The sequence below is a fragment of the Actinoplanes solisilvae genome (assembly GCF_003999975.1).
Lineage (GTDB): Bacteria > Actinomycetota > Actinomycetes > Mycobacteriales > Micromonosporaceae > Actinoplanes > Actinoplanes solisilvae.
In genome coordinates, this window is record NZ_RJAC01000003.1 from 123077 (window position 1) to 148111 (window position 25035).

Annotated in this window: 20 protein-coding genes; 17 read left to right on the plus strand and 3 right to left on the minus strand. The window is 69.5% G+C overall.

The features are described 5' to 3' along the window. Positions 1–14: 14 nt before the first annotated feature. The 5 genes from EER30_RS11480 to EER30_RS11500 all read left to right on the plus strand — a co-directional run bounded on the left by EER30_RS11480 (position 15) and on the right by EER30_RS11500 (position 8725). The gene (locus tag EER30_RS11480) at positions 15–1499 is read left to right on the plus strand and encodes an aldehyde dehydrogenase family protein (protein WP_127500375.1); all 1485 of its coding nucleotides are present in this window, start codon (positions 15–17) and stop codon (positions 1497–1499) included. Beyond that, positions 1496–2119 (plus strand): bifunctional 4-hydroxy-2-oxoglutarate aldolase/2-dehydro-3-deoxy-phosphogluconate aldolase, encoded by a 624-nt coding sequence (eda, locus tag EER30_RS11485; RefSeq protein WP_127500376.1) that lies wholly within the window; start codon positions 1496–1498, stop codon positions 2117–2119. Before EER30_RS11480 ends, eda begins: the two co-directional genes overlap by 4 nt. Further along, positions 2116–3213 (plus strand): sugar kinase, encoded by a 1098-nt coding sequence (locus EER30_RS11490; RefSeq protein ID WP_127500377.1) that lies wholly within the window; start codon positions 2116–2118, stop codon positions 3211–3213. Before eda ends, EER30_RS11490 begins: the two co-directional genes overlap by 4 nt. A 183-nt stretch (positions 3214–3396) precedes the next feature. Continuing rightward, positions 3397–7635 carry a LamG-like jellyroll fold domain-containing protein gene (locus EER30_RS11495; protein ID WP_127500378.1) on the plus strand — a complete coding sequence of 1413 codons (4239 nt, stop codon included), beginning with the start codon at positions 3397–3399 and terminating at the stop codon, positions 7633–7635. Between the two features lie 577 nt (positions 7636–8212). Then, positions 8213–8725, plus strand: coding sequence for a hypothetical protein (locus EER30_RS11500; RefSeq protein WP_127500379.1), 513 nt, complete (start codon positions 8213–8215; stop codon positions 8723–8725). Positions 8726–8960: 235 nt separating this feature from the next. Here the strand turns inward: EER30_RS11500 and EER30_RS11505 are convergent, their stop codons facing one another. Then, positions 8961–11039, minus strand: a complete 2079-nt coding sequence (locus EER30_RS11505) for a DUF4153 domain-containing protein (RefSeq protein ID WP_127500380.1) — start codon at positions 11037–11039, stop codon at positions 8961–8963. Between the two features lie 270 nt (positions 11040–11309). Here EER30_RS11505 and EER30_RS11510 point away from each other — a divergent pair, with 270 nt between their 5' ends. The 6 genes from EER30_RS11510 (at position 11310) to EER30_RS11540 (ending at position 16839) form a co-directional block, all read left to right on the plus strand. Next, positions 11310–11648, plus strand: a complete 339-nt coding sequence (locus tag EER30_RS11510) for a hypothetical protein (RefSeq protein ID WP_127500381.1) — start codon at positions 11310–11312, stop codon at positions 11646–11648. 62 nt (positions 11649–11710) lie between these two features. Further along, positions 11711–12799 (plus strand): sensor histidine kinase, encoded by a 1089-nt coding sequence (locus EER30_RS46995; RefSeq protein WP_164842289.1) that lies wholly within the window; start codon positions 11711–11713, stop codon positions 12797–12799. Next, positions 12796–13458, plus strand: coding sequence for a response regulator (locus EER30_RS11520; RefSeq protein WP_127500382.1), 663 nt, complete (start codon positions 12796–12798; stop codon positions 13456–13458). The genes EER30_RS46995 and EER30_RS11520 overlap by 4 nt, the downstream gene beginning before the upstream one ends. A 133-nt stretch (positions 13459–13591) precedes the next feature. Next, complete coding sequence (locus EER30_RS11525; protein WP_205650191.1) at positions 13592–15049, plus strand: multicopper oxidase family protein; 1458 nt, start codon at positions 13592–13594, stop codon at positions 15047–15049. Positions 15050–15074: 25 nt separating this feature from the next. Beyond that, the gene (locus EER30_RS11530) at positions 15075–15569 is read left to right on the plus strand and encodes a nuclear transport factor 2 family protein (protein WP_127500383.1); all 495 of its coding nucleotides are present in this window, start codon (positions 15075–15077) and stop codon (positions 15567–15569) included. Positions 15570–16383: 814 nt separating this feature from the next. Continuing rightward, entirely contained in the window at positions 16384–16839 is a 456-nt protein-coding gene (locus tag EER30_RS11540; RefSeq protein ID WP_127500384.1) for a hypothetical protein, read from the plus strand. A gap of 69 nt (positions 16840–16908) precedes the next feature. Here the strand turns inward: EER30_RS11540 and EER30_RS11545 are convergent, their stop codons facing one another. Next, positions 16909–19770 (minus strand): M4 family metallopeptidase, encoded by a 2862-nt coding sequence (locus EER30_RS11545; RefSeq protein WP_127500385.1) that lies wholly within the window; start codon positions 19768–19770, stop codon positions 16909–16911. A 190-nt stretch (positions 19771–19960) separates the two neighbouring features. On the opposite strand from EER30_RS11545, the gene EER30_RS11550 reads away from it, so the two are divergent. The 6 genes from EER30_RS11550 to EER30_RS11575 all read left to right on the plus strand — a co-directional run bounded on the left by EER30_RS11550 (position 19961) and on the right by EER30_RS11575 (position 23266). Continuing rightward, the gene (locus tag EER30_RS11550; protein ID WP_127500386.1) at positions 19961–20965 is read left to right on the plus strand and encodes a helix-turn-helix transcriptional regulator; all 1005 of its coding nucleotides are present in this window, start codon (positions 19961–19963) and stop codon (positions 20963–20965) included. A 97-nt stretch (positions 20966–21062) separates the two neighbouring features. Continuing rightward, entirely contained in the window at positions 21063–21482 is a 420-nt protein-coding gene (locus tag EER30_RS11555) for a YbaB/EbfC family nucleoid-associated protein (protein WP_127500387.1), read from the plus strand. 8 nt (positions 21483–21490) lie between these two features. Continuing rightward, positions 21491–21805: a WXG100 family type VII secretion target gene (locus EER30_RS11560; protein ID WP_240669955.1), complete on the plus strand. Its 315-nt coding sequence runs from the start codon at positions 21491–21493 to the stop codon at positions 21803–21805. 3 nt (positions 21806–21808) lie between these two features. After that, positions 21809–22303, plus strand: a complete 495-nt coding sequence (locus EER30_RS11565; RefSeq protein WP_127500389.1) for a WXG100-like domain-containing protein — start codon at positions 21809–21811, stop codon at positions 22301–22303. Positions 22304–22309: 6 nt separating this feature from the next. Further along, positions 22310–22804, plus strand: a complete 495-nt coding sequence (locus tag EER30_RS11570) for an EndoU domain-containing protein (RefSeq protein ID WP_240669956.1) — start codon at positions 22310–22312, stop codon at positions 22802–22804. 33 nt (positions 22805–22837) lie between these two features. Beyond that, complete coding sequence (locus EER30_RS11575) at positions 22838–23266, plus strand: hypothetical protein (RefSeq protein WP_240669957.1); 429 nt, start codon at positions 22838–22840, stop codon at positions 23264–23266. Positions 23267–23269: 3 nt separating this feature from the next. Here the strand turns inward: EER30_RS11575 and EER30_RS11580 are convergent, their stop codons facing one another. Beyond that, a complete protein-coding gene (locus EER30_RS11580; protein WP_127500391.1) occupies positions 23270–24844 on the minus strand; it encodes an acyl-CoA dehydrogenase family protein in 1575 nt (524 codons plus the stop codon). Between the last annotated feature and the right edge of the window lie 191 nt (positions 24845–25035).

A 25035-nucleotide genomic window follows, 5' to 3' on the forward strand; every position in this document is an offset into this window, starting at 1 on the left:
CTGGGAAGGCCACTATGTCTGCTCTGCTGCCCGCCGTCCGCTCGTTCCTGTCCGCACCCAAGCAGCTGCTCATCGACGGCGAATGGGTGGACGCGAAGGACGGCAGAACCTTCGCCACCGTCAACCCGTCGACCGAGGAGGTGCTGGTTCAGGTCGCTCAGGCGTCGGCGGTCGATGTGGACCGCGCGGTGGTGGCGGCTCGCGCTGCGTTCGAGTCTCCCTCGCCGTGGTCGAAGATGACCCCGCGCGACCGCTCCCACCTTCTGTGGCGCATCGGCGACCTGATCGAAGCCCACGCCGACGAGTTCGCGCAGTTGGAGGCGCTCGACAACGGTAAGCGCGTCGAAGCGGCCCGCGACGGCGACATCGCCGTCGCGGCCGAGCTCTTCCGTTACTTCGCGGGCTGGGCGACCAAGATGGAGGGCACCTCCATCCCGATGTCGGTGCCGGGCCGCGAGTTCCACGCGTACACCCGCCGCGAGCCGGTCGGTGTCGTCGCGGGCATCGTGCCGTGGAACTTCCCGCTGCTGATGGCCTGCTTCAAGATCGTCCCGGCGATCACGGCGGGCAACACCGTCATCCTCAAGCCGGCCGAGCAGACCCCGCTGACCGCCCTGCGCCTCGGTGAGCTGCTGCTCGAGGCGGGCCTGCCCGCCGGCGTGGTCAACATCCTGCCCGGCTTCGGTGACACCGGGGCCGCGCTGGTGGAGCACGACGGCGTCGACAAGGTCGCCTTCACCGGCAGCACCGAGGTCGGCAAGAAGATCGCCGCAGCCGCCTCCACCAACCTCAAGAAGGTCTCCCTCGAGCTGGGCGGCAAGGCCCCCAACATCATCTTCGACGACGCCGACATCGACGCGGCCATCGCCGGAGCCGTGCTGGGTGGCTACTTCAACGAGGGGCAGTGCTGCGTCAACGGCTCGCGCCTCTACGTGCAGCGCGGTGTCTTCGATCGGGTCGTCGAGGGAGTGGCCGCGGCGGCTCGCGCGATCAAGGTGGGCGACGGCTTCGACCCGGCCTCGAACATGGGCCCCCTGGTCTCCCGGGAGCAGTACGACAAGGTGCTGGGCTACATCCGGGGCGCGGTGCGGGACGGTGCCGTGCTGAACGCGGGAAGCGGCGACGCGCTGGGCGACCGCGGTTTCTTCGTGGCGCCGACGCTCATCACCGGCGTCACCGAGCAGATGGCGGTGCAGACCGACGAGATCTTCGGCCCGGTCGTGACCGCGATCCCGTTCGACACCGAGGACGAGGTCGTCGCCGCGGCGAACAACACGGTGTACGGGCTCGCCGCCGGTGTCTGGTCGAACAACATCGGCACGGCTCACCGCGTCGGCGCCCGCCTGCGGGCCGGCACGGTGTGGCTCAACACGTGGCACGCCGACGACGTCACCCTGCCTCGTGGTGGCTTCAAGCAGTCCGGCTGGGGCCGCGAGCTCGGGTCGTTTGGCCTGGACGACTACACCGAGCTCAAGACCGTCATCGCCGAGCTGCGATGAGCGTCGCCGACGTCCTGAAGGGGCACCGGGTGGTGCCGGTCGTCGTCCTGGACGATCCCGGGGCCGCCGACGACCTCGGCGCCGCACTGGTCGCCGGTGGCTTGCCGGTTGCCGAGGCCACCTTCCGTACGCCGCGGGCGGCGGCGGTCCTGCGGCGCCTGGCCCAGCGCGGCGACCTGGTCGTGGGGGCCGGCACGGTCCTCACGACCCAGCAGGTCGACCGGGCCTACGAGGCGGGCGCCCGGTTCGTGGTCTCGCCCGGTCTGAGCGCCGAGGTCGTGCGCCGCTGTCAGGCGCTCGGCCTGCCGGTGATCCCCGGGGTCAGCACCGCCTCCGAGATCATGGCGGCGCTGGACCTGGGACTGGACACCGTCAAGTTCTTCCCGGCCGAGGCGTGCGGCGGTCTGCCCACCATCAAGGCCCTGTCCGCGGCCTTCCCGCAGATCAGGTTCGTGCCGACCGGGGGCATCACGGCCCGGAGCGCGCCGGCCTACCTCGACCACCCGGCGGTCGCCGCCGTCGGGGGGAGCTGGATGGTGGCGCCCGATCTGCTGGCCGCCGGGAACTGGGACGAGGTCACCGTTCGATGCAAGACGACCGTACAGGGAAAGGTTTCATGATCGAGATTCGTCCGGCCGCCGACTGCGAGTTCGACATCGTCGCGCTCGGCGAGGTGATGCTGCGGCTCGACCCGGGTGAGGGCCGGATCCGTACGGCCCGCCGGTTCGAGGCGTGGGAGGGCGGCGGCGAGTACAACGTCGCGCGCGGGATGCGCAAGGTCTTCGGGGTCCGGGCCGGGGTGGTGACCGCGTTCGCGGACAACGAGATCGGCCGGCTGATCGAGAACCTCATCATGCAGGGCGGGGTCGACACCTCGCTGATCCGCTGGGAGAAATACGACGGCATCGGTCGTACGGTCCGCAATGGACTCAACTTCACCGAGCGCGGCTTCGGGGTGCGCGGCGCGGTCGGGGTGTCCGACCGGGCCAACACGGCGATCGCCAACCTGGGACCGGGCACGATCGACTGGGACGACCTGTTCGGCCGCCGGGGTGTCCGCTGGCTCCACGCCGGCGGGATCTTCGCTGCCCTCTCCGAGAACGCGGCCGCCGTGGCCGAGGAGGCGATGGCTGCCGCGCAACGCCACGGCACGGTCGTCTCGTTCGACCTCAACTACCGGCCCAGCCTGTGGGCCGGCATCGGCGGCACGGCGGTGGCGCGGGAGGTCAACACCAGGCTGGCCCGGCACGTCGACGTGATGATCGGCAACGAGGAGGACTTCACCGCCGCACTCGGTTTCGACGTCGAGCACGTGGCCGAGGATCTGCGGGCGCTGCCGATCGACAGCTTCGCGTCCATGGTCAGCACGGTGGCCGAGACGATGCCGTGGCTCTCGGTCGTGGCGACGACATTGCGGACGGTCCACTCGGCCAGCGACAACGACTGGCAGGCGATCGCCTGGTCACCGGAGACGGGGGTGTTGACCTCGGTGGCGCGCGAGCACCTCGCCATCTTCGACCGGGTCGGCGGCGGCGACGGGTTCGCTTCCGGTTTCGTCTACGGCCTGCTTGAGGGGGAGGAGCTTCAGACCTGTCTGGAGCTCGGTGCGGCACACGGTGCGCTGGCGATGACAACGCCGGGCGACACCTCGATGGCGACTCGGGAGGAAGTCCGGGCGCTCGCCGGTGGCGGCAACGCCCGCGTACGTCGATAGCAGCGGGAGAACCGCCATCGGGAGCCGTCTGTTCGGATGTGATTCGCATATGAGAACACTGAAGAATTGCGTTCATATATATAGACGCAGTTCTTGACGTTGTTGTAATAAGTGACTTACGTTCAGGCCCCGGGTGGCGGCTCCGTCCTCGCCGCTACCACAGCCCGACTCGAGGGATCCCTCATGAAAGTGCTCTCGAAACGCCTCGCCGCCGCCTTTGTCACATTGACACTGGTTGCCGCGACCTGGGCCGTCCCCGCTCCGGCCCAGGCTGCCGTCCCCGATGGACAGCTCAACGTTCTGCTGTTCTACAAGCCCAACTTCCACGCCTCCAACGTGCAGGCCCGGCAGGCGGTGCGTGACCTGGCCACCCAGCTCGGCACGCAGTACAACCAGCCGGTGAACATCCAGGAGACCGACGATCCCGCCGCGTTCACCACCGCGAACCTGGCCGCCAAGGACGCCGTGGTCTTCGCGCAGACCGGTGGTGTGCTGTTCAACGCGTCGCAGCGCGCGGCACTCGAGGCCTACATCCGCGGTGGCGGCGGCTACATGGGCCTGCACTACGCGGCCTGGTCGGTCGGCGAGAGCGAGCACGACGTCAACCCGTTCTACGCCCGCCTGGTCGGAGCCGTCTCCGAGGGACACCCGGAGAATCCCGGCGTCCGCCCCGGCCGCGCGTTCGTGAAGGCCACCGGCCACCCGCTCACCCAGGGCGTGCCGGCCTCGATCACCCGCAGCGACGAGTGGTACGACTGGGTCGTCAACCCGGCCCCCAACGTACGGACCCTGATCGAGGCGGACGAGTCCTCGTACGGCGGCGGCCACAACGGCACCTCGCACCCGGTCACCTGGTGCCAGACGATCGACTCCGGCCGCTCCTGGTACAGCTCGATGGGCCACGAGGGCACCGCCTACTCCGAGTCCTACATGCTCGCCCAGATGAAGAACGGCCTCGCGTACGCCGCCGGGCTGCTGGCCGCCGACTGCTCGCCACCGACGAAGGACGGGGCCGGCGCCTGGAGCCCGGTCACGCCGTGGCCGCTGGTGCCGATCAACATGGCGTTGACCTCGGACGGCAAGGTGCAGTCGTTCGGCAGCGTCGGGGGCTGGGGCACCGACACCACGCCGTACGACTGGTCCGGCAACAGCTCGGTCACCCAGGGCGGCCAGATGGAGGTCGACATCTGGGATCCCGCGGTGGCCCGCAGCCTGGCCAACGTGACCGCCGGCATCATCCCGAACGTCACCTACACCGACCTGTTCTGCTCCATGCAGGTGCAGAACCCGCACGACCACTCCACGATGACGGTCGGTGGTGACGACGGCCTGGGCGGCAACGCCCCGAACGACGCCTCCGTCGGCGTCACCAGCTACTCGACCAACAACGGGCTACAGACCAAGGCACCCATGAACATCCCCCGGTGGTACCCGACCGGCACCACGATGCCCAACGGCGACATCGTCGTGCAGGGCGGCAGCCTCCGCGGCGGTCCGGGCGGACCCGGTGTGCTGACCCCGGAGATCTACACCCCGCAATCGGGCTCGGGCTGGAAGATGCTCGACGGCGCCCGCAGCCCCGCGGCGTACGGTGACGGCGGTTCGGACCACGCCGGCGCGGACGAGAACCGCTGGTGGTACCCCCGCGCGTTTGTCACGCCGGGCAGCGGCACCCTGTTCAACATCACCGGCACCCAGATGTACGAGCTCAACCCGGCGGGCAACAGCGGCACCGGTCAGGTGGTCCTGCGCGGCACGCTGCCCAGCAACGTCGCCAACCAGGGCGCCAACGGCAACCCGGTCGGCGCGACCTCCACCGCCACGATGTACCGGCCCGGCAAGATCTTGCAGGTCGGCGGCGGCTGGTGGGGCAACGGTGGCGGCCCGGACGGTGCGCGCGCCGGCTTCACAGTCGACATCACCGGTGGCGCGGCCAACCCGGTCATCGCGACGACCCCGCCGATGAAGCACCAGCGCCACTGGGCGACCTCGACGGTGCTTCCCGACGGCGACGTGCTCGTGACCGGCGGCGGTCGCGAGAACAACGGCAACGGCGGATACGTCACCAACGCCGAGATCTGGGACCCGGACACCCGGGCCTGGACCGAGGTCGCCTCGCCCTACCAGCACGCCCGGCTCTACCACTCGGCGGCGCTGCTGCTGCCCGACGGCCGTGTGATGGTCGGCGGCGGCGGTACCCCCGGACCGCGCAACTACACGGACGTCGAGTACTACTCGCCCTCGTACCTGTTCAACGGCGACCAGCTCGCCCCGCGCCCGGTGATCAACACCGCGCCCGCGAAGATCGGCTACAACGGCAGCTTCGCGATCACCGCGTCCGGCACCGTCTCCCGGGTCACGCTGGTCCGCAACGGGTCGGTGACGCACGGCTTCAACAACGACCAGAACTTCCAGGACCTGCAGTTCAGCCAGTCCGGCGGAACGGTCGACATCACCGCGCCGGTCAACGGCACGTACGCGCCCCCCGGTTCGTACATGCTGTTCGCCTGGGATGCCGCCGGCACCCCGTCGGTGGCGAAGATCGTGCAGATCGACCCCGCGGTGAAGTTGACGCAGCTGAACCCGCGGGTCGTCGACCAGTTCGAATACCCGCGCGTGCCGGTCGAGTGGCGGGCCAACGTCGCTCCGGCCACCGTCGACGTCGCCGCGGGCAACAGCCGGATGTCGCCGTGGACGGTCGCCAGCCAGGTCCAGCTGGTGCGCGGCACCGCCACCGGTCAGGGCGGCCTCGGTCTCACCGGCTACCAGCTCAGCCTGGGCACGGCGGGCAATATCAACCGCACTCTCAACAGCCTCACCCCGGGAACCACGTACCGGGTCTCGGTGCGCTACGCCCGCGACAGCCGATCCGCCGGGTCCGGCTCGGCCACGGCCGCACTGACGGTCGGCGACCTGAACGCCACTCTCACCGCTACGACGAGCCTGCCTTCGACGGGTGCCTACGGCACGTACTCCGGCACCTTCACGGCCGCGGCGAGTTCCGCGACGCTCACCTTGAGAGGCACCGGAACCGCCGGGATGATGGTCGACGACCTGGTGGTCGTGGGCGATGATCCGCCGGTGGCCACCGGTGTCCCGGTCCGGTACGAGTTCGAGGAGGGGCAGGGTACGACGGCCGCCAACACCGGCGCCGCCGGCGGGCCCGGAGCCGCCGTCCTGACCGGAACCACCGGCTGGTCCGCCAACGGGGTCATCGGCAAGGCGGTCAACCTGCCCGGTGGCAGCAACACCAACGCGGTGGACCTGCCGGACAACCTGCTGCAGAACGCGGCGAACTTCACCACCGGGTTCTGGGTGCGCCCCGACACCAAGAGCAACTGGACCGGTCTGTTCCACATCGGTGACGGGCTCGGCTCCGCCGGGAGCTACTTCCAGATCCAGATGCAGACGCAGGCGAGCGGGAGCACCGGTCTCGCCGCCACCTTCAAGGCGAAGACCGGGCCCGAGGAGCGGGTCTACGCCACTCCGGCCCAGGACGTGGTGGCCAACCAGTGGAACCATGTGGCCTTCACCCGCCAGGGTGCGGTCGGCACGCTCTACCTCAACGGTGTGGCGATCGCCAGCCGTACGAATCTGACGGTCGACATGAGCGCCATCGGCCCGACCGCCAACAACTGGCTGGGCCGCAACGGGTACGGGGACGCTCCGTTCGACGGTCTGATGGACGACGTACGGATCTTCACGTCCACGCTGAGTGCGGGAGACGTGGCCGCGATGTACGCCGAGGGTGCCCCGGTGCGGTACACCTTCGACGAGGGCCAGGGCACGGCGGCGGCGAACACCGGTACTAAGCCGGCGATCGGTGCGGCCGCCCTGCAGGGTGCGACGTCCTGGAGCACGACGGGCCGGTTCGGCAACGCGGTGAACCTGCCGGGCGGTGCCGCGGACTCGGGCAACGAGGTCCGGCTGCCGGACAACATCGAGGCCGGGCTGGACGAGCAGTTCAGCGTGTCGTTCTGGGCGCGCCCGGACACGCTCCCGAGCTGGGTGCCGCTGCTGCAGATCGGTAGCAGCACGGACACGTTCTTCCTGCTCCAGTCGGCTACGAACGGCGGCACCACCGGGTTCGGGGCCACGTTCAAGGCGCCGGGGGTGGCGGCTCAGGAGCGTCTCCTTCTCGGTGCCGGCCGCGACCTGCCGCTCAGCCAGTGGACGCATGTGGCGTTCACGATGAACGGCTCGACCGGGAGGATCTACTTCAACGGCGTCCAGCAGGCCATCCGGAGTGATTTCCCGATCAACATCGGCGACGTGGGCGTGGGCGGCAACACCGCGGCCAACTTCCTCGGTGGCACGAGCTGGGGCGACGCGAGGTTCGACGGGTCGATCGACGACTTCCGGCTGTACGGCTACGAGCTCAGCGCCGAGCAGGTAGCGCACTTGAATTCGGGTCGCCGGTGAACACGCCGTCCTGACCTCGGATGGCTGCCTGCCGGCTCACCTCGACCGGCAGGCAGCCGCCGCCCGTACGTTCTTCGGCCGGCCGGATCGAGTCGCACGGGCGCGATTGGCCAGGGCGGGTTGTCCACAATCGGCCCTCGGTCTTGGCGCCTGTGGATAAGTCGGGAGCCCGAGCCTTCGGCTGGTGCATCTTTGCCGCATGAACGATGCGGGCGCGGTACGGGCATATCTGGCCCGGATCAAAAGGTTGATCGCCGAGTGCGGGTGGGCCGGACGACGAGGGGGCTGGCCGCCAAATTCCCGTATGGCACAGCAACTGTTCGGGGAGCCATGGTGGTGACCCGCTCTGGACCTTGGGTATAGATCGCCACTACTCTCGTTGCAGCTTGCGTCGGCATGGTGACAGGGAGCGTTCATGGGGCGTAGTGCCGGAAAGTCCAGTCGTCCCGTGGCCCGTCCCGTGGCGCCTCGACATCGGCTTGTCACCGTGCTTCTGGCCGTGGGACTCCTCGCGGGGGTCGCCGTTGTCGCTGGGCTCATCGGGTATGCGGCCGGGCGGCCCAGCGAGACGGACACCATGGTCGCGGAGCTGGAGAGAGCCGAGGTGGCCCGGGACGTGCAACAGGTCGCCGACTTGACCACCATGGCGCGCGAGATCCGGGATCAGATCACGCCGATGGTCGCCGCCATGACTCCCGAAGCCGCGGCCGGGCAGAAGCCCGACGCCGCGCAGGTCGGCCGATGGCAGCAGGACATGGGGCGGATCGAAGCCAAGTTCGACGATCCACCGTCCGGCACCACCGCCACCAATGTGGCCCGCGGGGGTCTGCGGAACGCTGTGCAGCTCGTGCGCCTGTCCGTGGACGCCTACGCCGCGGGGCTCGGCGCGCCGGCCGGGCAACAGCACCAGTGGCTGGCCATGGCAGAACGCCAAGGTGTGCTGGCCGTGACGGCATGGTCGGTCGCGGCTACCCAGCTCGATCAGATCAACATCGATGCCGGGCACGGCCACCAGCACGTCCACCTCGAGCTCGGTCAACACGAGGGCGGCTTCACCGCGGACCACGAATCCGAAGGACCCGGGAAGTAGCCACGGCGAGCCAAAGGCGAGGATCTGAACCGCGTGACGTGCGTGCGCTGTCATGACGGTATGAGATTCGACGTCACTACGAAGGCCTCGCCGGAGCAGATTCCCCGATCAACATCGGCGACGTGGGCGTGGGCGGCAACACCGCACACCGCCGTCCGCCTGGTCCGGTTGGTGCGCGCCTGCCTCAACGGCCAGGGCCCGGGGCGGTGCTCCGGCGGGGCCGGAGCACCGCTGCTCATCGGCGGGTCTTGGGCAGGTCGAACTGGTCGGCCTTGCGGCAGTCCTTCTGGGTGCCGATGGCGCCGGGACCCAGGTCGGCCAGGACTTCGCGAGCCTGTTGGCGGCCGAGGTTCCAGGCGTACCAGGGGTCGGGTTCCTTGAGGTCCTCGGCGATCCAGCTCAGCGTGCACCGGCGTACCGGGTCGGGCAGTTCGGCCAGAGCGGGAGTCGCGTCGGCGGACAGGGCTCGCAGGTACCAGGCGTCGATCTTGCCGGAGCCCTCGTAGCGGGCCGCGTTGCGACTGGCCACATAACCCTCGGGGTCCAGGGCGGCCAGACCGAGCAGCATCAGGACGGCGAGACCGACGGTGGACGCGGGAATCCAGCGGCCCTGCCACTTGATGCCGGCGGCCGCGATCATCACGAAGATGAGGCCGAGCAGCATCTCGGACGCCATGACGAAGATCCGCTCGCCGGTGAAGCTGTAGACGCGCTGGTACTCCCACATCCGCGACAGTGCCGAGGCCACGACGACGACGCTCAGGGCGCAGAGCAGGCCCAGCAGCACGCGCAGCAGCAGCCGTTCCGCCGCGGTCTCCCGTTTCGACCAGCGGGCCAGGGCCGCGATCAGGGCCAGGGACAGCAGCGTCACCGCGACCAGCTGCCAGAAGCCGCTGCGGGCGTACTCGGAATAGCTGAGCCCGGCCGTCTTCAGCACGTGCCGGCTCCCGCCGAACAGCACGGTGAACTGCACCGCCACGAAACCGGCGAGGAGCAGCACCAGCGCGGCCCCGGCGGGCGCCCACTCGATCAGGCCGAACCGGCCCTTTCCGGCCGTGTCCAGGCTGGCGGTCGCCGGGGGCGCGGCGAGCGTGTAAATGCCGGACACCGCGAGCAGCCCGCCGGTCGCGGCCAGGAACATCCACTGGAAGATCGCGCCGATGCCGAAATCGGGTACGGCGTCGTCCAGCAGCTGGGAGAACGCGACGTCGGCCGACGACAGCAGCGCGCCGAAGACGAGCAGCACCACGGCGGTGAGGGCGATCGAGAAGAAGATCCGCCGGGTGATGCCCGGGTTGCGGCCCGCCTTCAGATGCCCGCGGACCCACGGGATGCCGGCGAAGGCCGCGTACGGGGCGGCGACCAGGCTGAACAGGATCGACCGGACCTGCCGGCCGCCGACGATCGCCAGCGCGGTGCAGCCGATCGCGCCCAGCACGCTGAACGTCACCAGCCACCACGCGTTGCGGAACGCCGGGACGAGCATCAGCGCGAGCGCCGCCGCGGCCCAGCCGGAACGGATCAGCCGCTCCCGGCGGGGCAGGTCCTTGGACTTCCGGACCGCGAACCCGACGCCCAGCGTCAGCGCCAGCCAGCCGAGGAACCAGCCGATCCCGACCCGGTTCAACGGCAGGAAGATCAGTAAGCCGAGAGCGCCGGCCAGCACACCGGACGGGACGGCCCAGCCCTGGGCCTGCTTCGGCGCGGGCCAGTGTTTCTTGCGGAACGTCTGCCAGGCGCTGGGCTGCCTCTCGTACGTGCCGAAGGGGCGCGCCGGGTGCGGGTACGGCTGAGGCTGTGGGCGCTGGGCGAGCGCCGTGTGCGGGTTCGTGGGCGGAACCACCCGGGGCTCCGGGACGGTGACAACCGGCGCGGCCGCGGGTTCCGCCGGCTGAACAACCGGCTCGGGAGCGGCGGCCGGGGCCTGATGCGGCGCGGCGGCCGGGGCCGGCTGGGGAGCGGCGGCCGGGGCTGGATCAATCGGCCCGGGAGGGGCCGGTGGGCCCGCCTCGGCGGGTGCAGTCGCCGTCTCGGCCGCCACCGGGGTCGCCGTCTCGGCCGCCACCGGGGTCGCCGTCTCGGCCGCCACCGGGATCGCCGTCTCGACCTGAACCATTGGGAGGAACACCGCGAAACCGCGCGTGCCTGATGGAATCTGGACCGGTATGGCCCAGGCCGTCTCCCCCTCGGCCCCCGGCCAGACCAGCGACGGGATCGCGTCGGTCGGTGGCATGACCAGCAACTGGGGTGCCGGCGTGGGAACGGCTTCGGCCGGGTCCGAGCGACCGGGCTGTTTCGGTGGCAGGTCCGCCACTGCACCCTCCTAGATTGTCAGTTCTACCCGAGCACGGCGACTACTGCGTCAGAACGGGTCCGTATCGCCGCGACGGGTGGAGAGTAGACCAAAGGGGCAACCCACCGCGAGGCCCAGAGCTGGAGCGGCCGCCCGGTGGAGGTCGGGTGGTCTACATTCACTCGGCGAAACCCACTGGGTGGCCGAAGCGCGTTAGGCGCCGCGTGGAGGAGGTACGGCGTTCGGGTCGTGCCGGGGCCGCCGGTGGTCGCCTGTGGAGTAGGAGTTGGTATGTCCGCGTTCGGGCCGGCCGTTTTCGTGTCTCGGGTGGACGGGAACGGGTTGGAGCACGGCGAGCGGGAACTGCTGGTCGCGTCGGCCCGGGAGGCGACCGTACGACTGGGGCTCAAGGACGAGGACGGCAAGCCGGCGCGGCCGCGCGAGCACGGGTACGACGGCGGGACGCTCGCGATCCTGCTGCACTCGGGTTATGCGTACCGGATGATGCCGCCGGAGATCCAGCGCGACCAGGACGAGGTGTGGGTCGCGGAAGGCGAGCGCGTGGCGGCCGCGCTGGAGCGGGTCGCGCCGGGGAGGTACACCTTCGTCGCGTACGGCGTCGAAGACTGATCGGCGCCGCGGCGGCGTACGAGCGGACCGTTCGGAGCTTGCGCAGTCCCTACAGTTGGGGCATGGGGCGGAAGTGGTCGGACGTGGCTGTCGCCGTCGGGGTTCTCGCCCTCGACGCCGGCACCGCGCTGAGCACCGCCGGCGGAGACGATCGGCCGCTGATGCCGTGGGGCTGGGTGCTGCTGGTCGCCGCGTCCGTCGCGCTGGTGTGGCGGCAACGGTTCCCGCTCTCTGTTCTGGCCGTCACCGCCGCGGCGACTCTTCCCTACTACACGCTTGGTTTCGCGGACGCGCCGATCGTTCTCGCCCTCGTGATCGCCCTTTACACGGTGGCTCGTGACCGGGGTCCGGGGCTGGCGCTGGGCGTCGCGGGCGGCCTTGCGGCGGCTTTCGCCGCGACGGCTGACGAGCCGCTCGCAGTCGCGGCCGGCGTCGTACCGGTGCTGTTGCTCCCGGTCGTGCTGGGTGAGGTGGCCCGGGGCCGGGTCCGGCGGACCGCGCAGGCGGAGGATCGGGCCCGCCTGGCCGAGGCGAGGGCCGAGCAGGAGGCGTTGCGGGGCGCCGCCGAGGAGCGTCTGCGGATCGCCCGGGAGTTGCACGACGTCCTGGCCCACCAGCTCGCCCTGATCAATGTGCAGTCCGGGGCCGCCCTGCACACCCGGGAGCCGGATTCGGCGTTCGAGGCGTTACGGGCCATCCGGACGGCCAGCGGGGACGCGTTGCGCGAGATCCGCTCGGTGCTGGGGGTGCTGCGCGAGCCGGTGCAGCCAGATCTGGCCGCCCTGCCTGAGTTGTTCAACCGCGCCCAGGAGACCGGCCTGACCGTCCGGGCCCGGGTGAGCTTGCCGCCGCCCGTGGTGCCGCCCGCGGTTCAGCTCGCCGCCTACCGAATTCTGCAGGAGGCCCTGACCAACGTGGTCCGGCACTCGTCGGCCGGCGCCGTCGATGTGCGGGTCGAGCAAACCGGCGGCCAGGTCGAGATCTTGGTCGAGGACGACGGGCGATCGGAGGGCGAGGTCGAGAACGGCAACGGTCTGCGCGGGATGGCGGAGCGGGCCGCCGCGGTCGGTGGCGAGTTCCAGGCCGGGCCACGGCCCGGTGGCGGCTTCCGCGTGCTGGCCCGGCTGCCGGCCGGGAACGGTGCACGATGATCTCCCTGGCCCTGGCCGACGACCAGGCTCTCGTACGGGCGGGCTTCCGCGCGATCGTGTCCGGTGAACCGGACATGACCGTCGTCGGTGAGGCGGCGGACGGTACCCAGGCTGTCGCGCTGGCCCGGCGGCTGCGGCCGGACGTGATGCTGATGGACATCCGGATGCCCGGCGTCGACGGGCTGGCCGCGACCCGGGAGATCTGCGCCGACCGCGGCCTCCTCGGGGTCAAGGTCGTCATCCTGACCACCTACGAGTCCGACGAGTACGTCTACGGCGCGATCCGCGCCGGCGCCGCCGGATTCCTGCTCAAGGACATCGAACCGGTCGACCTCATCCGGGCCGTGCGCGTGGTGGCCCAGGGTGACGCCCTCCTCGCGCCGTCGGTGACCCGGCGGCTGATCGCCGAGATGGCCGGTCGCCTGAAGCCGCCGCCGGCGCCGCCCCCGGCCGACCTGACCGCCCGGGAGCTGGAGATCCTTGATCAGGTGGCGGCCGGCCGGTCGAACGAGGAGATCGCCACGCGGCTGACGATCAGCTACGCGACGGTGAAGACGCACGTCAGCCGGATCCTGACCAAGCTCGGCCTGCGCGACCGGGCGCAACTGGTCGTCTGGGCCTACGAGTCCGGCCGCGCTGTGCCCGGCTGGCACCCCTGATACCTCCCGGGATGTACGCGCCGGGGGGCCGGATACCTCTCGGGGTGCAATTCCGGGTGGGGGAGACAACCGATTCCGGGTCGCCCGGCCGGATGCCACGATTGATTTTGTGAAACGTAGAAGTCTTCTTTCATTGGCGGCCCTTTCCGGTGCGAGCGTCATTGTCACCGGCTGTTCGGGCGAGGGCGGGGGCGGCGGAAACACCGGTCTGCGATTCGCGAACCGGCTGCGGATGCCGCCGCTCGCGGAATCGTCGAGGGACGCCGACGGTGCGAAACGATTCGCCCTGACGTTGCAGTCCGGCGGCCGTTCCGAATTCCTCCCCGGAAAGGTCACCCGGGACACCTGGGGAATCAACGGCGCCTATCTCGGGCCGACCGTCCGGGCCGCCCGTGGCGAGCGGGTCCGGATGGCCGTCACCAACCGGCTCCCCGAGGCCAGCACGCTGCACTGGCACGGGATGCGGCTGCCCGCCGAGATGGACGGCGGCCCGCATCAGATGATCGAGCCGGGCGCCACCTGGACCCCCGAGTGGACCGTCGACCAGCCCGCGATGACCTCTTGGTTCCACCCCCACCCGCACGAGCGGACGGCGATGCACGTCTATCGCGGTCTGGCCGGCCTCTTCCTGATCGACGATCCCCGCGGCCCCCGCCTGCCCAGTCGGTACGGCGTCGACGACATCCCGGTGATCGTCCAGGACAAGAAGTTCGACGGCGACGGCACGCTGGACACGGGCGGCGTGGATCGGGGAACGTTCGGCCTGCTGGGCGACACGATCCTGATAAACGGCGGCTACGACCCGTTCTTCACGGCGACCACCGAGCTGGTCCGGTTCCGCCTGCTCAACGCCTCGAACGCGCGGGTCTACCGGATCGGGTTCGCCGACGATCGCGTCTACCACGTGGTCGCCGGCGACGCCGGTCTCCTGGACCGCCCGGCCGCCGTGGATCGCGTCAAGATCAGTCCGGGCGAGCGGGCGGAGATCGTCGTGCGGTTCGCTCCGGGCGAGAGCGTCGTCCTGAACAGCCGGGGCGAGCCGGCGAAGGCCGCCAACGACATCGAGGAGGACGACTTCGACCTGATGAAGATCGTTGCCTCGGCCCGGCCGGCCGCGGGCGAGCCGTTGCCGGCCAAGCTCGGCGGCCCCGGCCCGGCGGCGGTGCCGCCCGGCGCCCGCGTCCGGCAGTTCTTTCTGACCGGATCCGAGATCAACGACCGGGACATGGACCTGACCCGGATCGACGATGTGGTGCCGGCCGGTGCGGTGGAGATCTGGGAGATCGACAACGTCACGTACGCCCACAATTTCCACATCCACGAGGTCGCGTTCCGGATTCTCGACCTCGACGGGGCTCCGCCGCCGCCCTATCAGGCCGGCCCCAAGGACACTGTCTTCCTGCCCAAGAAAGCGAAGGTGCGGCTGCTGGTGCAGTTCGGCGGTTTTGTCGACCCGGTCAACCCGTACATGTATCACTGTCATCTGCTGAGACATGAGGACAAAGGCATGATGGGCCAGTTCGTGATCGTCGAGCCGGGCACCGAGGACCGGATCTCGCGAACGATTCCGGCGGCCCACCACCACGGATGACAACCACAGCCGACAGGGAGTTCCCGTGAATCAGCCAAATGACGCCATCGCCTCCTGGCGCGCCGCCGGCGAGGCCCGTGACGCTGCCGGTACGATCGCCGCCCTCAGCCCCGATGTCCGACTCGTCTCGCCGATCACCGAACAGTTCGTCTTCCGAGGCCACCAGCAGGTACGCGACCTGCTCGAAGTGGCCCTCGCCGCCATCGACGAGCTCACCTACACCGACCAGGTTCGCGACGACCGTACGGTGGCGCTCTTCTACGAGGCGAGAATCGGTGCGACCCGCCTCTACGAAGCGCAACGGCTGCGCCTGGACGCCGACGGCCTGATCAGCGAGATCACCCTCTATGTCCGCCCGTTGCCGGCGCTCACCCTGCTGATGACCCGCCTGGGACCCGACCTGGCCCGGCGGAACGGGCAACCGGGCCTGGCCCGGCTGATTCCGCTCGCCGGCGGCATGCTGCACTCGATGGCCGACACCGGCGAACGGAAGATCATGCCGAGAGCGGCACCCCGGTAGCGGTCCTTCGGGGATTACTGCCGCTGGGCGGGCCGACCTGCGGGAAGAGTCTCAAGAAGTGGGGCGGGACAGCCCTCAACAACGGCTTCGTTCGCAGTCTCGCGGTCGGGCTGGTCGTCGGGGGTGGCATCTGCTGACGTGTTGATAGTCGGTAGTGCTCACTGGTTGGCAATAGTGACGGTGTCAATGGAAAGAATGGGCAGCGGCCACCGGTACCCGTAGGCAGCCGTGCCGCGACGCCACGTGCCAAATCCTAGGCAGACGACAATATGTCTCTTGACTAGTTGTTATGCGGTACGGGAGACTGCTTTCGTCCCGATGGGGGCGGGCAGGAAGGGGGGCCGTGAGCGATGGTGTGCGTTCCGGTGTCGTCTCTGCGATCTCGGCGGCTGGCCGTGATGTCAACGTTTGTGCAAGGGCGCGTTGCAGGGTCGCTTTTCCAAGACCTGCTCGGCATGGGGCGCGGTGACAACCAAGCCGGCTCTGTCCGAGCGCGAATTCGCCTGTGAGGCGTGCGGGCTGGTCATCGACCGGACCGGAACGCCGCACTGAACCCGGCCGCTCTCGCGGTCGAGTCGGACAACACCGCCGGGAGTGGCTCGGTGGCAGCACGTGGAGCCGACCGGAAGACCCGTGTATGCGGGCAGGTGGCTGTGAAGCGTGAACCCGGCACGACATCAGTCGGTCAGACCGGGACCGTCCTGCCGCAAGGCAGGACTACCGACCATGTGCTCACCAAAGCACACTGAGAGGTAACGGCGGTATGGCATGTGGTGATGCTCGATATGTGTGACGCGATCGGGGAATCTCGTTGATGGAGTTCGTTGCGGGGATCGCGGTGGCTGTCGCGGTCGCCGCGGTCGCCGCGGTCGTCGCTGCCGTGGTGCGTCGCCGTCGGCGTCGAGCGGCTGAGCGGGCCGCCGAGGCTGGTGCCGCTCCCACCGTCTTCGCCGCCGTCCGCCGGCTAGATGCGAATCTCTGGCGGGGGCGCTGGCGCCACGGCTACGCGACCGTTCGAAAAGGTGAGGTCCAATGGCGTCCGCGCTGGCCGCGGCCCGGGCCCGCCGTCGAGCTCAAGGATGTTGCCGTCGAGGGCAGGCCGAGGCGGGCCGAATGGTACGAGAACTGGTGGCTCGCACCCGGCGTGCGGATCTATCGCCTCACGGCCGCCGAGCACTATGAGCTCGCCGTTGTGGATGAATCGAGGGACCTTTTCGAGAACGTCCTCGCCGGACGCGAGACGATATCGAGGTACAGGCGTTTTCGATAGGTCCGGCCGAGGTCCGAGAAAGCGGCGCGCCGGGAGATCCCGGCGCGCCGCCCTTGTCACGTCAGTGGCTCACTTGCAGGACTTGGTTCCTGTCGCGTGGGCCAGGCCGACGCCGGACGCCGACGAGTCCTTGAAGATGACCTCTCGTCCCGCTCCCGCGGTTGCGTACATCTGGGCTCCTGGGCTGCACGACGCCGGGCCGAGGTACTTGCCCTGGAACGTGTACTGCTTGAGCTTCGGGTTGAGGACGTTGTTCGGGTAGCCGCCGGTCTCGATCCAGGTCTTCACCGGCGCCTCCTCGGTGACGGTGAGGGTCGTGTCGGACAGAGCGACGGTGACTGCGCGGATCGCCTGCTCCGAGTTCTCCTCGAACAGCAGCCGGCTGGTGCGAGCGGCGAAGTCGTAGAGGCGTACGGAGTCGTAGTACGCACCCTTGGTCCACTCGCCGTCGACGATGGTGCCGTAGTCGCGGTCGGTCATCCAGGCGACGCCGGTGCGGGACAGGTCCGGGTAGCTCATCCGCTCAGCCCCGGCGTCGCCGCCCGCGTACGTCGTCTTTCCGGACGCGATGTCGTACACCTCGACGCCCAGCGACCACCAGGCGCCGTTCGCGTCGGGCTGCTGGTAGTTCTCGTAGCGGATGTACGAGATCTTGCCGTTCTTGACGCTCGGCGCCGTCGCGCTGCCGAACCAGTCCGGGTGCGCCAGGGTGTGCACGGTCTTCGAGCTGCCGCGCAGGTAGCGCACGACGTCGAGGTAGCCCTGCGCCGGGTCGTACTGGCTCCAGACGACGACGTCGCCGTCGAAGCCCAGGCCGTCGACGCGTTCCGGGGAGCTGTAGAGCTCCTTGACGGGGCCGCCGCCGACCGGGGCCGACAGGATGCGGTTGGTCTCACCCGTCGGCGATGAGGGGTTCAGGCCGATCGACAACCACACGACCCGCTTGCCGTCGGTCTGCGGGAAGCTGTGGATGGTCCCGTCGTTCGGGGAGATCCGGTACGGCTTCCCGTTGCCGTTCACACGGCCCACCCAGATCGCGGTCGGCTCGGTGCGGTTCGCGTCCGCGCGCGGCACCGCGTACCAGCCGCCCGCCGCGCTCGCCTTCATGTCGGCGTACATGCCGGTGTTGAGCCGGTCGATCAGCACCTCGGTGCCCTTGCCGTACAGGCTCGCCTTCCACTTCGCGGTGATCCCGCGCGAGTCGAACGCCGTCTGCACGACCTTGAGGTCCTTCTTGTCCAGGCGGAACGACTTGGCCGAGGCGAGCACCGCGTCCCGCGCGTCGACGAAGTCGGACATGGGCGTGAGGTAGTCGGTCAGGGCGCGGTAAACGATCTTGTCGGCGACCTTCTTGCCGAGCGCCTGACGCAGGTCCCACAGCGCACCGGACACGATCGTCGAGTTGAGGTGCACGCCGCCGTCGTCCATCGAAGGCGTGTCCAGCAGGTGCTGGAAGTCCGCCGTGGTGGCGCCGTCGTCGAGGTCACGCAGGGCACATTGAGCCGGCGCCAGCGTGCGGCAGAGGTCGCCGCCGAGCAGGCTGGCCTGCGGGTCGGACATCGACGTGCCCGACGCGTCGACGTCGATGGCGTTGCCGAAGTAGTCGGCGATCGCCTCGTTGAGCGCGCCCGGCTGCCCGGCGTACACGAGGCTTGCGGTGTGCTCGACCACGCCGTGGGTCATCTCGTGACCGACGACGTCCGGGTCGGCGGCCAGCGGCAGATATTCGGCGTCGCCGCTGCCGTACACCATGCGGGTGCCGTCCCAGTAGGCATTGACGAACCCGGAGCCACCGTACGTGATCCCGACGATCGAGTTGATCGCCATGCCCTCGTCGTCCAGGCTGTTACGCCCGAGCTTGTCCTGGTACCACTCGAACACCTTCGCGGCGTCGTAGGCGGCGTCGACGGCACCGGCCTCGGTCAGGTCGGCGCCGAGCTTGGTCGACGGCGACGCGAACGGCGCGAGACCCTCGGGCCACTGGTCGCCGAGCAGGTCGTAGTAGTCCCAGCCCCGGCCGTCCCAGGTGGTGAGCGGCGCGGTGTGGGTCTGGTCCTTCATCAGGTACGAGCCGGTCTCGGACTGCACCAGCGGAAGCGAGACGGTGGCGCCGTGCAGGGTGGTGCCCTGGCCGACGACCGCTGCCGTGCCGTTGCCCGCCGGGCGCGGCTTCGTCCGGGCCTGCGGTGCGGCGGTGCCGAGGGCGGCGGCCTGCTGGCCCGAGGCGAAGGACTTGATCCGGCTGACGCTGAGCAGCGGTACGCCGTTCGTCGCGCCCACGTACACGTCGCGGAGCACGGGCCGGCCCGAGACGACGTCCTTGCCCTTGACGAGCACGCGCCGCGCGAGCACACCGGTGCCGGTCGGCATGACCACGAGGCCCTGGTCGGTGCCCGCGAGGTCGGGCTTGGAGGCCACGACCGCCGCGCCGGGGTTCAGGCTCTTGCGCACCTCGTCGACCGCGCGGGAGACGGCGATCGCGGTGGGGATCGGGGTGACGCTCGTGTCGACGTCCAGGTTCGTGAAGTAACTGCCCGACGTCCCGGTCACCGTACGCTTGCCGGCCGTCTTCTCCGTGCGTACGACATATTGCGCGCCGAACACGGGCAGGCCCTTGTACTTCTGGTTCAGCCGGACCGTCTCCCGTTCGCCCTCCGTCTCGACGCTCGCGGTGGTGAGCGTGCCGGCCGGATCGCCGATCCGATAGCGATCCTTGTGGCCCGCGAGGTGGGCCTTGGCGGCCTTGTCCGGTGCGACCGTGGCGTCGACCGGGTCGGCGACGTCGTCGACGAGCGTGGGGGTGTCCGTGGCGGGCGCCACCGTGAGCTCATCCGACGCCGGGGTCTCCGCGTACGCGGCCTGGGCGGTGGTCCCGAGGATCGCGGCCGTCGCCAGAACGGCGATGGCGGGTAGTGCCTTGGGTCTGCGCAACTGGTGCTCCTGCGAGGTTGTGAAGGGTTCACCCACCTCACCCCCGGGTCGGCCGCCGCCACAAGAACGATCTTGCGCATTTGCGCAAGTGCGCAGCTCCGGCCAGCTGGTTCTTACACATTCGTAATCCCCGATTCACCGGAGTGGACGGCGCTCCTAGCATGATCAGGTTGGAAAGGTGTCAGAACGTATGGACGAATCGGACATACCGTGGTCGGTGGCCGGTCTTGATCCGCTGGCCGGCCGGGTGCTGGAACACCTGATGGCCGTACGATCGGCGGACCGCGACGAGGTTGCGTCGGCGGCCGGGGTGTCACCCGCGGAAGCGGAGCGAGCACTGGCACTCCTGGCCGACTCGGCACTGGCGTCGCGGATCGCCGGTGCGGAACCGCGATGGGCGGCCGCTCCGCCCCGGCCGTCACTCGGTGCCCTGCTGGCCCGGCGACGAGCCGAACTCGCCCGGGTCGAGGAGCTCGCCGAGCGGCTCTACGAAGCGCACGAGGCGGTGTCCGGTCCACGCGCCACAGACGTGGTGGAGGTGCTGACCAGCGAGGACGAGGTGCCCGCGCGCTATCACCAGCTGCTGACGGAAAGCTCGTTCGAGGTGCTGCATCTGGCGAAGCCACCGTACGTGGCGGGGGCGTCGGCGTCGGCCGAACTGAACCCCGGCCTGCGGATGCGATCGGTGTACGAGACGGACGGCTTCACCGACGCGGTGTCGCTCATGACGGCGCTGCGCGGTTCGGGCCGGGGCGGCCGGCTGCGGCTGACATCGCAGATCCCGGTGAAACTGGTCGTCTTCGACCGGGCGGCCGCGCTGCTGCCGATCTGGGGCGACCGCCCGTCGTCGGGTTCCTTGGTGGTGCACTCGCCCGCACTGGTGACGGCGCTCGTGGCGCTGTTCGAAAACGTGTGGGAGCGAGCCGAACCGGTGTCGCTGACGAGGCGGCGCGACCCCTCGGACGCGGACGACGACCTGCCGGCCTCGGGGCGCGACCTGCGAACCCGGGAGATCCTGCGCATGATGGCGGTCGGCATGAAGGACGAGACGATCGCCCGCATCCTCAACATCAGCCGCCGCACGGTCCAGCAACACATCAGCGACGCGGGCTCCCTGCTCGGCGCCCGGACGCGCTTCCAGATCGCCGTCCTGGCCACGAAGCGAGGCTGGCTGACCGACCACGACGACGGATAGCGCGGGTTCGCCACCAGGGCTCGACTCCGCTCCGTAGTGGACAGGTGTCGATACCGTCGCGGCTCAGGTGCGAATGTCCGTGCGCGAGGAGGTCGAGATGACCAATCCGATCGATCCGTCCGGCCTGGGCGGGACGCTGTCCGATGTGGTGGCCGCGCTCGGCCGGGTTCACCGGCCCTCCGGCGATCAGGAATCGCCCATCGGTACGGGCGAGGCCGCCGACGGCCGGATTCGCGTCCGGGCGGCTCTGCCCGGGCGGATCGAGAACCTTGAGATCGAGCCCTCGGTGCTGCGGCTGAGCGGCGAGGAACTGGCACGGGAGATCGAGTCGGCGGTCAACGCCGCGCTCGCCGACCTGCAGCGCCGGGCTGTGGCCGCCGCCGGTCCGGCGGACCTCGGCGCGCTCACCGAACAGCTCAAGGACGTCCAGTTCAACGCCGAGCGTCAGTTCGCCAAGCTGACCGCGTCGCTGGTCGAAGCGCAGGAGCAGCTCACCCGCCGGGCCGGCGACCGATGACCGGCTTCATGATCGATCCCGAGCGGCTCTCGGCGTCCGGGTCGGCCCTGCGGAGCGTCGCCTCGCGGCTCTCCTCCGAGCTGGCGTCGTTCCGGTCCGAGCTGGCCGGGTTCGGCGCGCCCTGGGGCAGCGACGACATCGGCTCGCTGATCGGCGCCGCCCACGACGAGGTCTCGTCGTGGGCGTTCGAGTGCTACCAGGACGCGCTGGACGAGATGGCCTCCGCCGGCGCCGACGTGGTGGAGATCAGCGCGCAGCACGCGGAGGTGGACGAGAACGTCAGCCGCCGGTTCGGTGCGCTGCTCAATGAACTGGGGCGCTGACGCATGGCCCTGGAGATCCCGGGCGAGCTTCGATCGCTGCTCGGCGTCCTCGGCTACAGCTGGCCCGAGGCCGACGAGACCGCGCTGGTCGAAATGGGCCGGGCGTGGATGTCGTTCTCCGACCGGCTCGAGGCCATCGTGTCGGATGCGACGTCGACCGCCTCCGAGGTGTGGACCGAGCACGAAGGCGAGGCCGTCGCGGCGTTCCAGGCCTGGTGGGCCCGGGAGGACAGCCCGGCCAAGGCGCTCCTGGACGGCGCGAACGCGGCCACACTGACCGGCACCGGGCTGATGATCTGCGGCGGGATCGTGCTTGCCCTGAAGGTAGCGGTCATCGCCCAGCTCGCTCTGCTGGCGGTGGCGATCGCGCAGGCCGTGGCGACCGCGGTGCCCACGTTCGGCGCGAGCCTGGCCGAGATCCCGATCTTCCAGCAGATAACCAGGACGATCGTCGGGAACCTCGTGCAGGAGGCAACACTTCAGCTGCTGGACGGGTGACCGGGAATGGCCCGGGGCTCCGGCAAGCTGATGCGGGCCGCGCTGCGGTTCCTCCGCAAGACGCGCAAGCGTTCGCGGCCGGATCGGATGAACCCGCACTTCACGACCCACACCATCGGCGGCGGCCACGTATGGCCCGGCAAGCCCAAAGGCTCCGGTTACCACTACCGTCCCGGAGGCGAGGATTACCCTGACCGCCGGATTGTGCCCGGGTCGAAGGTCACCCACCGGAACGGCGTGTACGAGGCTGAACCTGAGTTCTTCGACCCGACCCTGAACCCCCCGGCCGGCGCATGGAAGCCGAAGTCCGGCAACAGAGGCTTCAGCACGTTCTTCCCCGATGACTGGACACCGGCACAGGTCGACAACGCGGTGTCCGGTGCCTTCAAGAACTCGACTCAGGTAGCCGAGAACAGATGGATCGGTACCTACAATGGCGTCACGATCGAAGGTTTCTACAACCAGTCCGGCGGCTTTACGCATGGCTGGCCGGTTCCCTAACGCACCGAGAGGCCTGCGGTGAGTGTTGTCAGCTTGCGGATCGATCCCACGTACCGCCGTCCCGTCTACCACGTCGAGGACCAGCGATACGACCTGTTGGGGGAGTGGCTGACCACCGACATCGGTACGTTCTTCCTCGTCGCCCTCGACGCTCTGGCGATGGCAGACGACGTCGCCCACGGCAGGCCGCCGTTCGACGAATGGAGCAGCGAGAACTACGCCGTGTCGTTCACGCCCTCAGCCCTGCTCATCACCAACCTGTGGGTGCCTGGGGCCGAAGGGGAGTTTCCGGCTGGCGTCGCCCGGGAGGCGATCGAGGACTACTGGAGTTTCCTGGTCGGCCAGCCCGAGAGGGACGTCGTCCGGGAGTACCGTCCCGACCTCCCGGAATGGCAGGCCAATCTGCTGCGCTGGGAGGAGAAGTGGGGCCGCCCTCATCCGTACCGGGGACGGCTTTTCTGAGCGTCAGCGGAGTAGTGGGTCGGCTCTCCACTCCTCGGCGGGCCAGCGGCGTTGGTCCACGTCGCCGATGACGTTGGTGTAGCCGGCTACGTGGTTGGCGAACTCGGCCCGGGTGGGCAGGTCTTGCTGGGAGGCCGGCTGGGCGTTGTCGAGGCGCCGCTGCAGTTGGTGTTCGGTCCACGAGGCGGTGTAGCTGTGCATCGCGGACCGGTGCGCCGATTCGCTGGTCACGACGGTCAGCAGGGTCCAGCACACCAGTTCGCCGACCACGGCCGCGTGAATGTGCTGGTCGGCGCCGTCGCGGGGGCGGTGGGCGCCGATCTCGGCGACGCGGTCGATCAGTCTGAGCACCTGGGCGGTCGGGTAGGCCTGCTGGACCAGTTTGGTGAACTCGTCGGGATTCTTGATGAGCATGGTCCCCAGGTAGACCGTGATCGCCTCGGTGGAACCCTCGAAGATCCGGAACAGTCGATAGTCGCGGAAGTGCTGGCCGACGGTGTTGGTGTCGAGGAAGCCGCGGGCGCCTAACACTTGCAGGGCCGTGTCTATCGCGTTCCAGCCCAGTTCGCAGCCCAGGATCTTCGCGCAGAAGTACCAGGCGTCGGGCACGTCCTGGCCCTGGTCCCGCCAGGTCGCGATGCGCGAGATCAGCGTTTCGACGGCTTGGGCGGCGGCCCCGGCCTCGGCCAGCACCTGGCGTATGCGGCCGTTCTCGGCCAGGGAGCCGGTGGCGACCTCGCGGCCGTTCGCGAATCGCTGGGCCAGGTCGAGGGATCGCATGGCCGCCCCGAGCGCCATCGCGGCCAGCACCACCCGGCCGCCCATGAAGGCCGCCTTGGCTGTGCTGAGGCCGTCCCCTTCGGCGCCCAGCAGTGCGGACGCGGGCACTCGAAGGTTCTGGAAGCTGAGATCGTATTGCGGCACCGCGCGCAGGCCGAGGGTCAACATCTCGGGTCCGATCCCGAAGCCGGGCGTACGGCTGTCGACCACGAACCCGGTGATTCCCCGGGGCCGGCCGTCGTCGCCGCGCAGGGCCGCGAAGACGTTGACGTATCGGGCGTCCCCGCCCAGCGAGATCCATTTCTTAACGCCGTTGATCGTGTAGGAGCCGTCCGGGTCGCGGACCGCGCTGGTCGTCATTCCGCGGATGTGGGAGCCGATGCCCGGTTCGCTGATCGCGCTGGTGGTCAGCGCCTGTCCCGCGGCCAGCCGGGGCAGCACGCTGCATTTGACCTGCTCGGTGGCGGAATTCAGGATCGGCGCGATGCCGAGGGTGTTGTGCACCGCGCAGAACACGGCGAGGTTGGCATCGATGGCCCCGAGTTGGGTGAACACGCGATTCATGTCGGCGTGGGACAGATCTTGTCCACCGTGTTCCCGGGGGATCTGCAGGCCGAGCAGGCCGACGCCGGCGAAGTCCGATATCAGGGCCGGCGGTAGGGATCGGCGCTCGTCCATCAATCGGGAGTTGAGGAAATTGCGGGCGTACTCGCGCAGGAACTCCAGCATCCTGGTCGTCGAACTCGACTCCGGCCGGTCGTCCGTCGCTGTGCGCAGAGCATTGGCGTCGGTGTCCATCGTTCACTCCCCGGGAGGATGCTTCGGCATTCCCGTCCAAGGGATGTCGAGATGCGCGCGGCAAGATCCGGCCGTTATGGGTCTTGAACGTACGTTCGTCTATGTCCGTCCGGACTCTACAACGGGTCCATGGTTTCGCAAAGTGGTCGCGCAGCTACTCAAAGTATTCGCGTTCTTGGCGGTGGCGGGGA

What these genes read in the sequence shown, in the direction of transcription:
- EER30_RS11540 (WP_127500384.1), top strand. Translation starts at nt 16,384, where the DNA reads ATGGAGTTCGTTGCGGGGATCGCGGTGGCTGTCGCGGTCGCCGCGGTC.
- EER30_RS11495 (WP_127500378.1), top strand. Translation starts at nt 3,397, where the DNA reads ATGAAAGTGCTCTCGAAACGCCTCGCCGCCGCCTTTGTCACATTGACA.
- EER30_RS11565 (WP_127500389.1), top strand. Translation starts at nt 21,809, where the DNA reads ATGGCCCTGGAGATCCCGGGCGAGCTTCGATCGCTGCTCGGCGTCCTC.
- EER30_RS11480 (WP_127500375.1), top strand. Translation starts at nt 15, where the DNA reads ATGTCTGCTCTGCTGCCCGCCGTCCGCTCGTTCCTGTCCGCACCCAAG.
- EER30_RS11555 (WP_127500387.1), top strand. Translation starts at nt 21,063, where the DNA reads ATGACCAATCCGATCGATCCGTCCGGCCTGGGCGGGACGCTGTCCGAT.
- EER30_RS11520 (WP_127500382.1), top strand. Translation starts at nt 12,796, where the DNA reads ATGATCTCCCTGGCCCTGGCCGACGACCAGGCTCTCGTACGGGCGGGC.
- EER30_RS11490 (WP_127500377.1), top strand. Translation starts at nt 2,116, where the DNA reads ATGATCGAGATTCGTCCGGCCGCCGACTGCGAGTTCGACATCGTCGCG.
- EER30_RS11550 (WP_127500386.1), top strand. Translation starts at nt 19,961, where the DNA reads ATGGACGAATCGGACATACCGTGGTCGGTGGCCGGTCTTGATCCGCTG.
- EER30_RS46995 (WP_164842289.1), top strand. Translation starts at nt 11,711, where the DNA reads ATGGGGCGGAAGTGGTCGGACGTGGCTGTCGCCGTCGGGGTTCTCGCC.
- EER30_RS11500 (WP_127500379.1), top strand. Translation starts at nt 8,213, where the DNA reads ATGGTCGCGGAGCTGGAGAGAGCCGAGGTGGCCCGGGACGTGCAACAG.
- EER30_RS11510 (WP_127500381.1), top strand. Translation starts at nt 11,310, where the DNA reads ATGTCCGCGTTCGGGCCGGCCGTTTTCGTGTCTCGGGTGGACGGGAAC.
- EER30_RS11560 (WP_240669955.1), top strand. Translation starts at nt 21,491, where the DNA reads ATGATCGATCCCGAGCGGCTCTCGGCGTCCGGGTCGGCCCTGCGGAGC.
- EER30_RS11570 (WP_240669956.1), top strand. Translation starts at nt 22,310, where the DNA reads ATGGCCCGGGGCTCCGGCAAGCTGATGCGGGCCGCGCTGCGGTTCCTC.
- eda (WP_127500376.1), top strand. Translation starts at nt 1,496, where the DNA reads ATGAGCGTCGCCGACGTCCTGAAGGGGCACCGGGTGGTGCCGGTCGTC.
- EER30_RS11580 (WP_127500391.1), bottom strand. Translation starts at nt 24,844, where the DNA reads ATGGACACCGACGCCAATGCTCTGCGCACAGCGACGGACGACCGGCCG.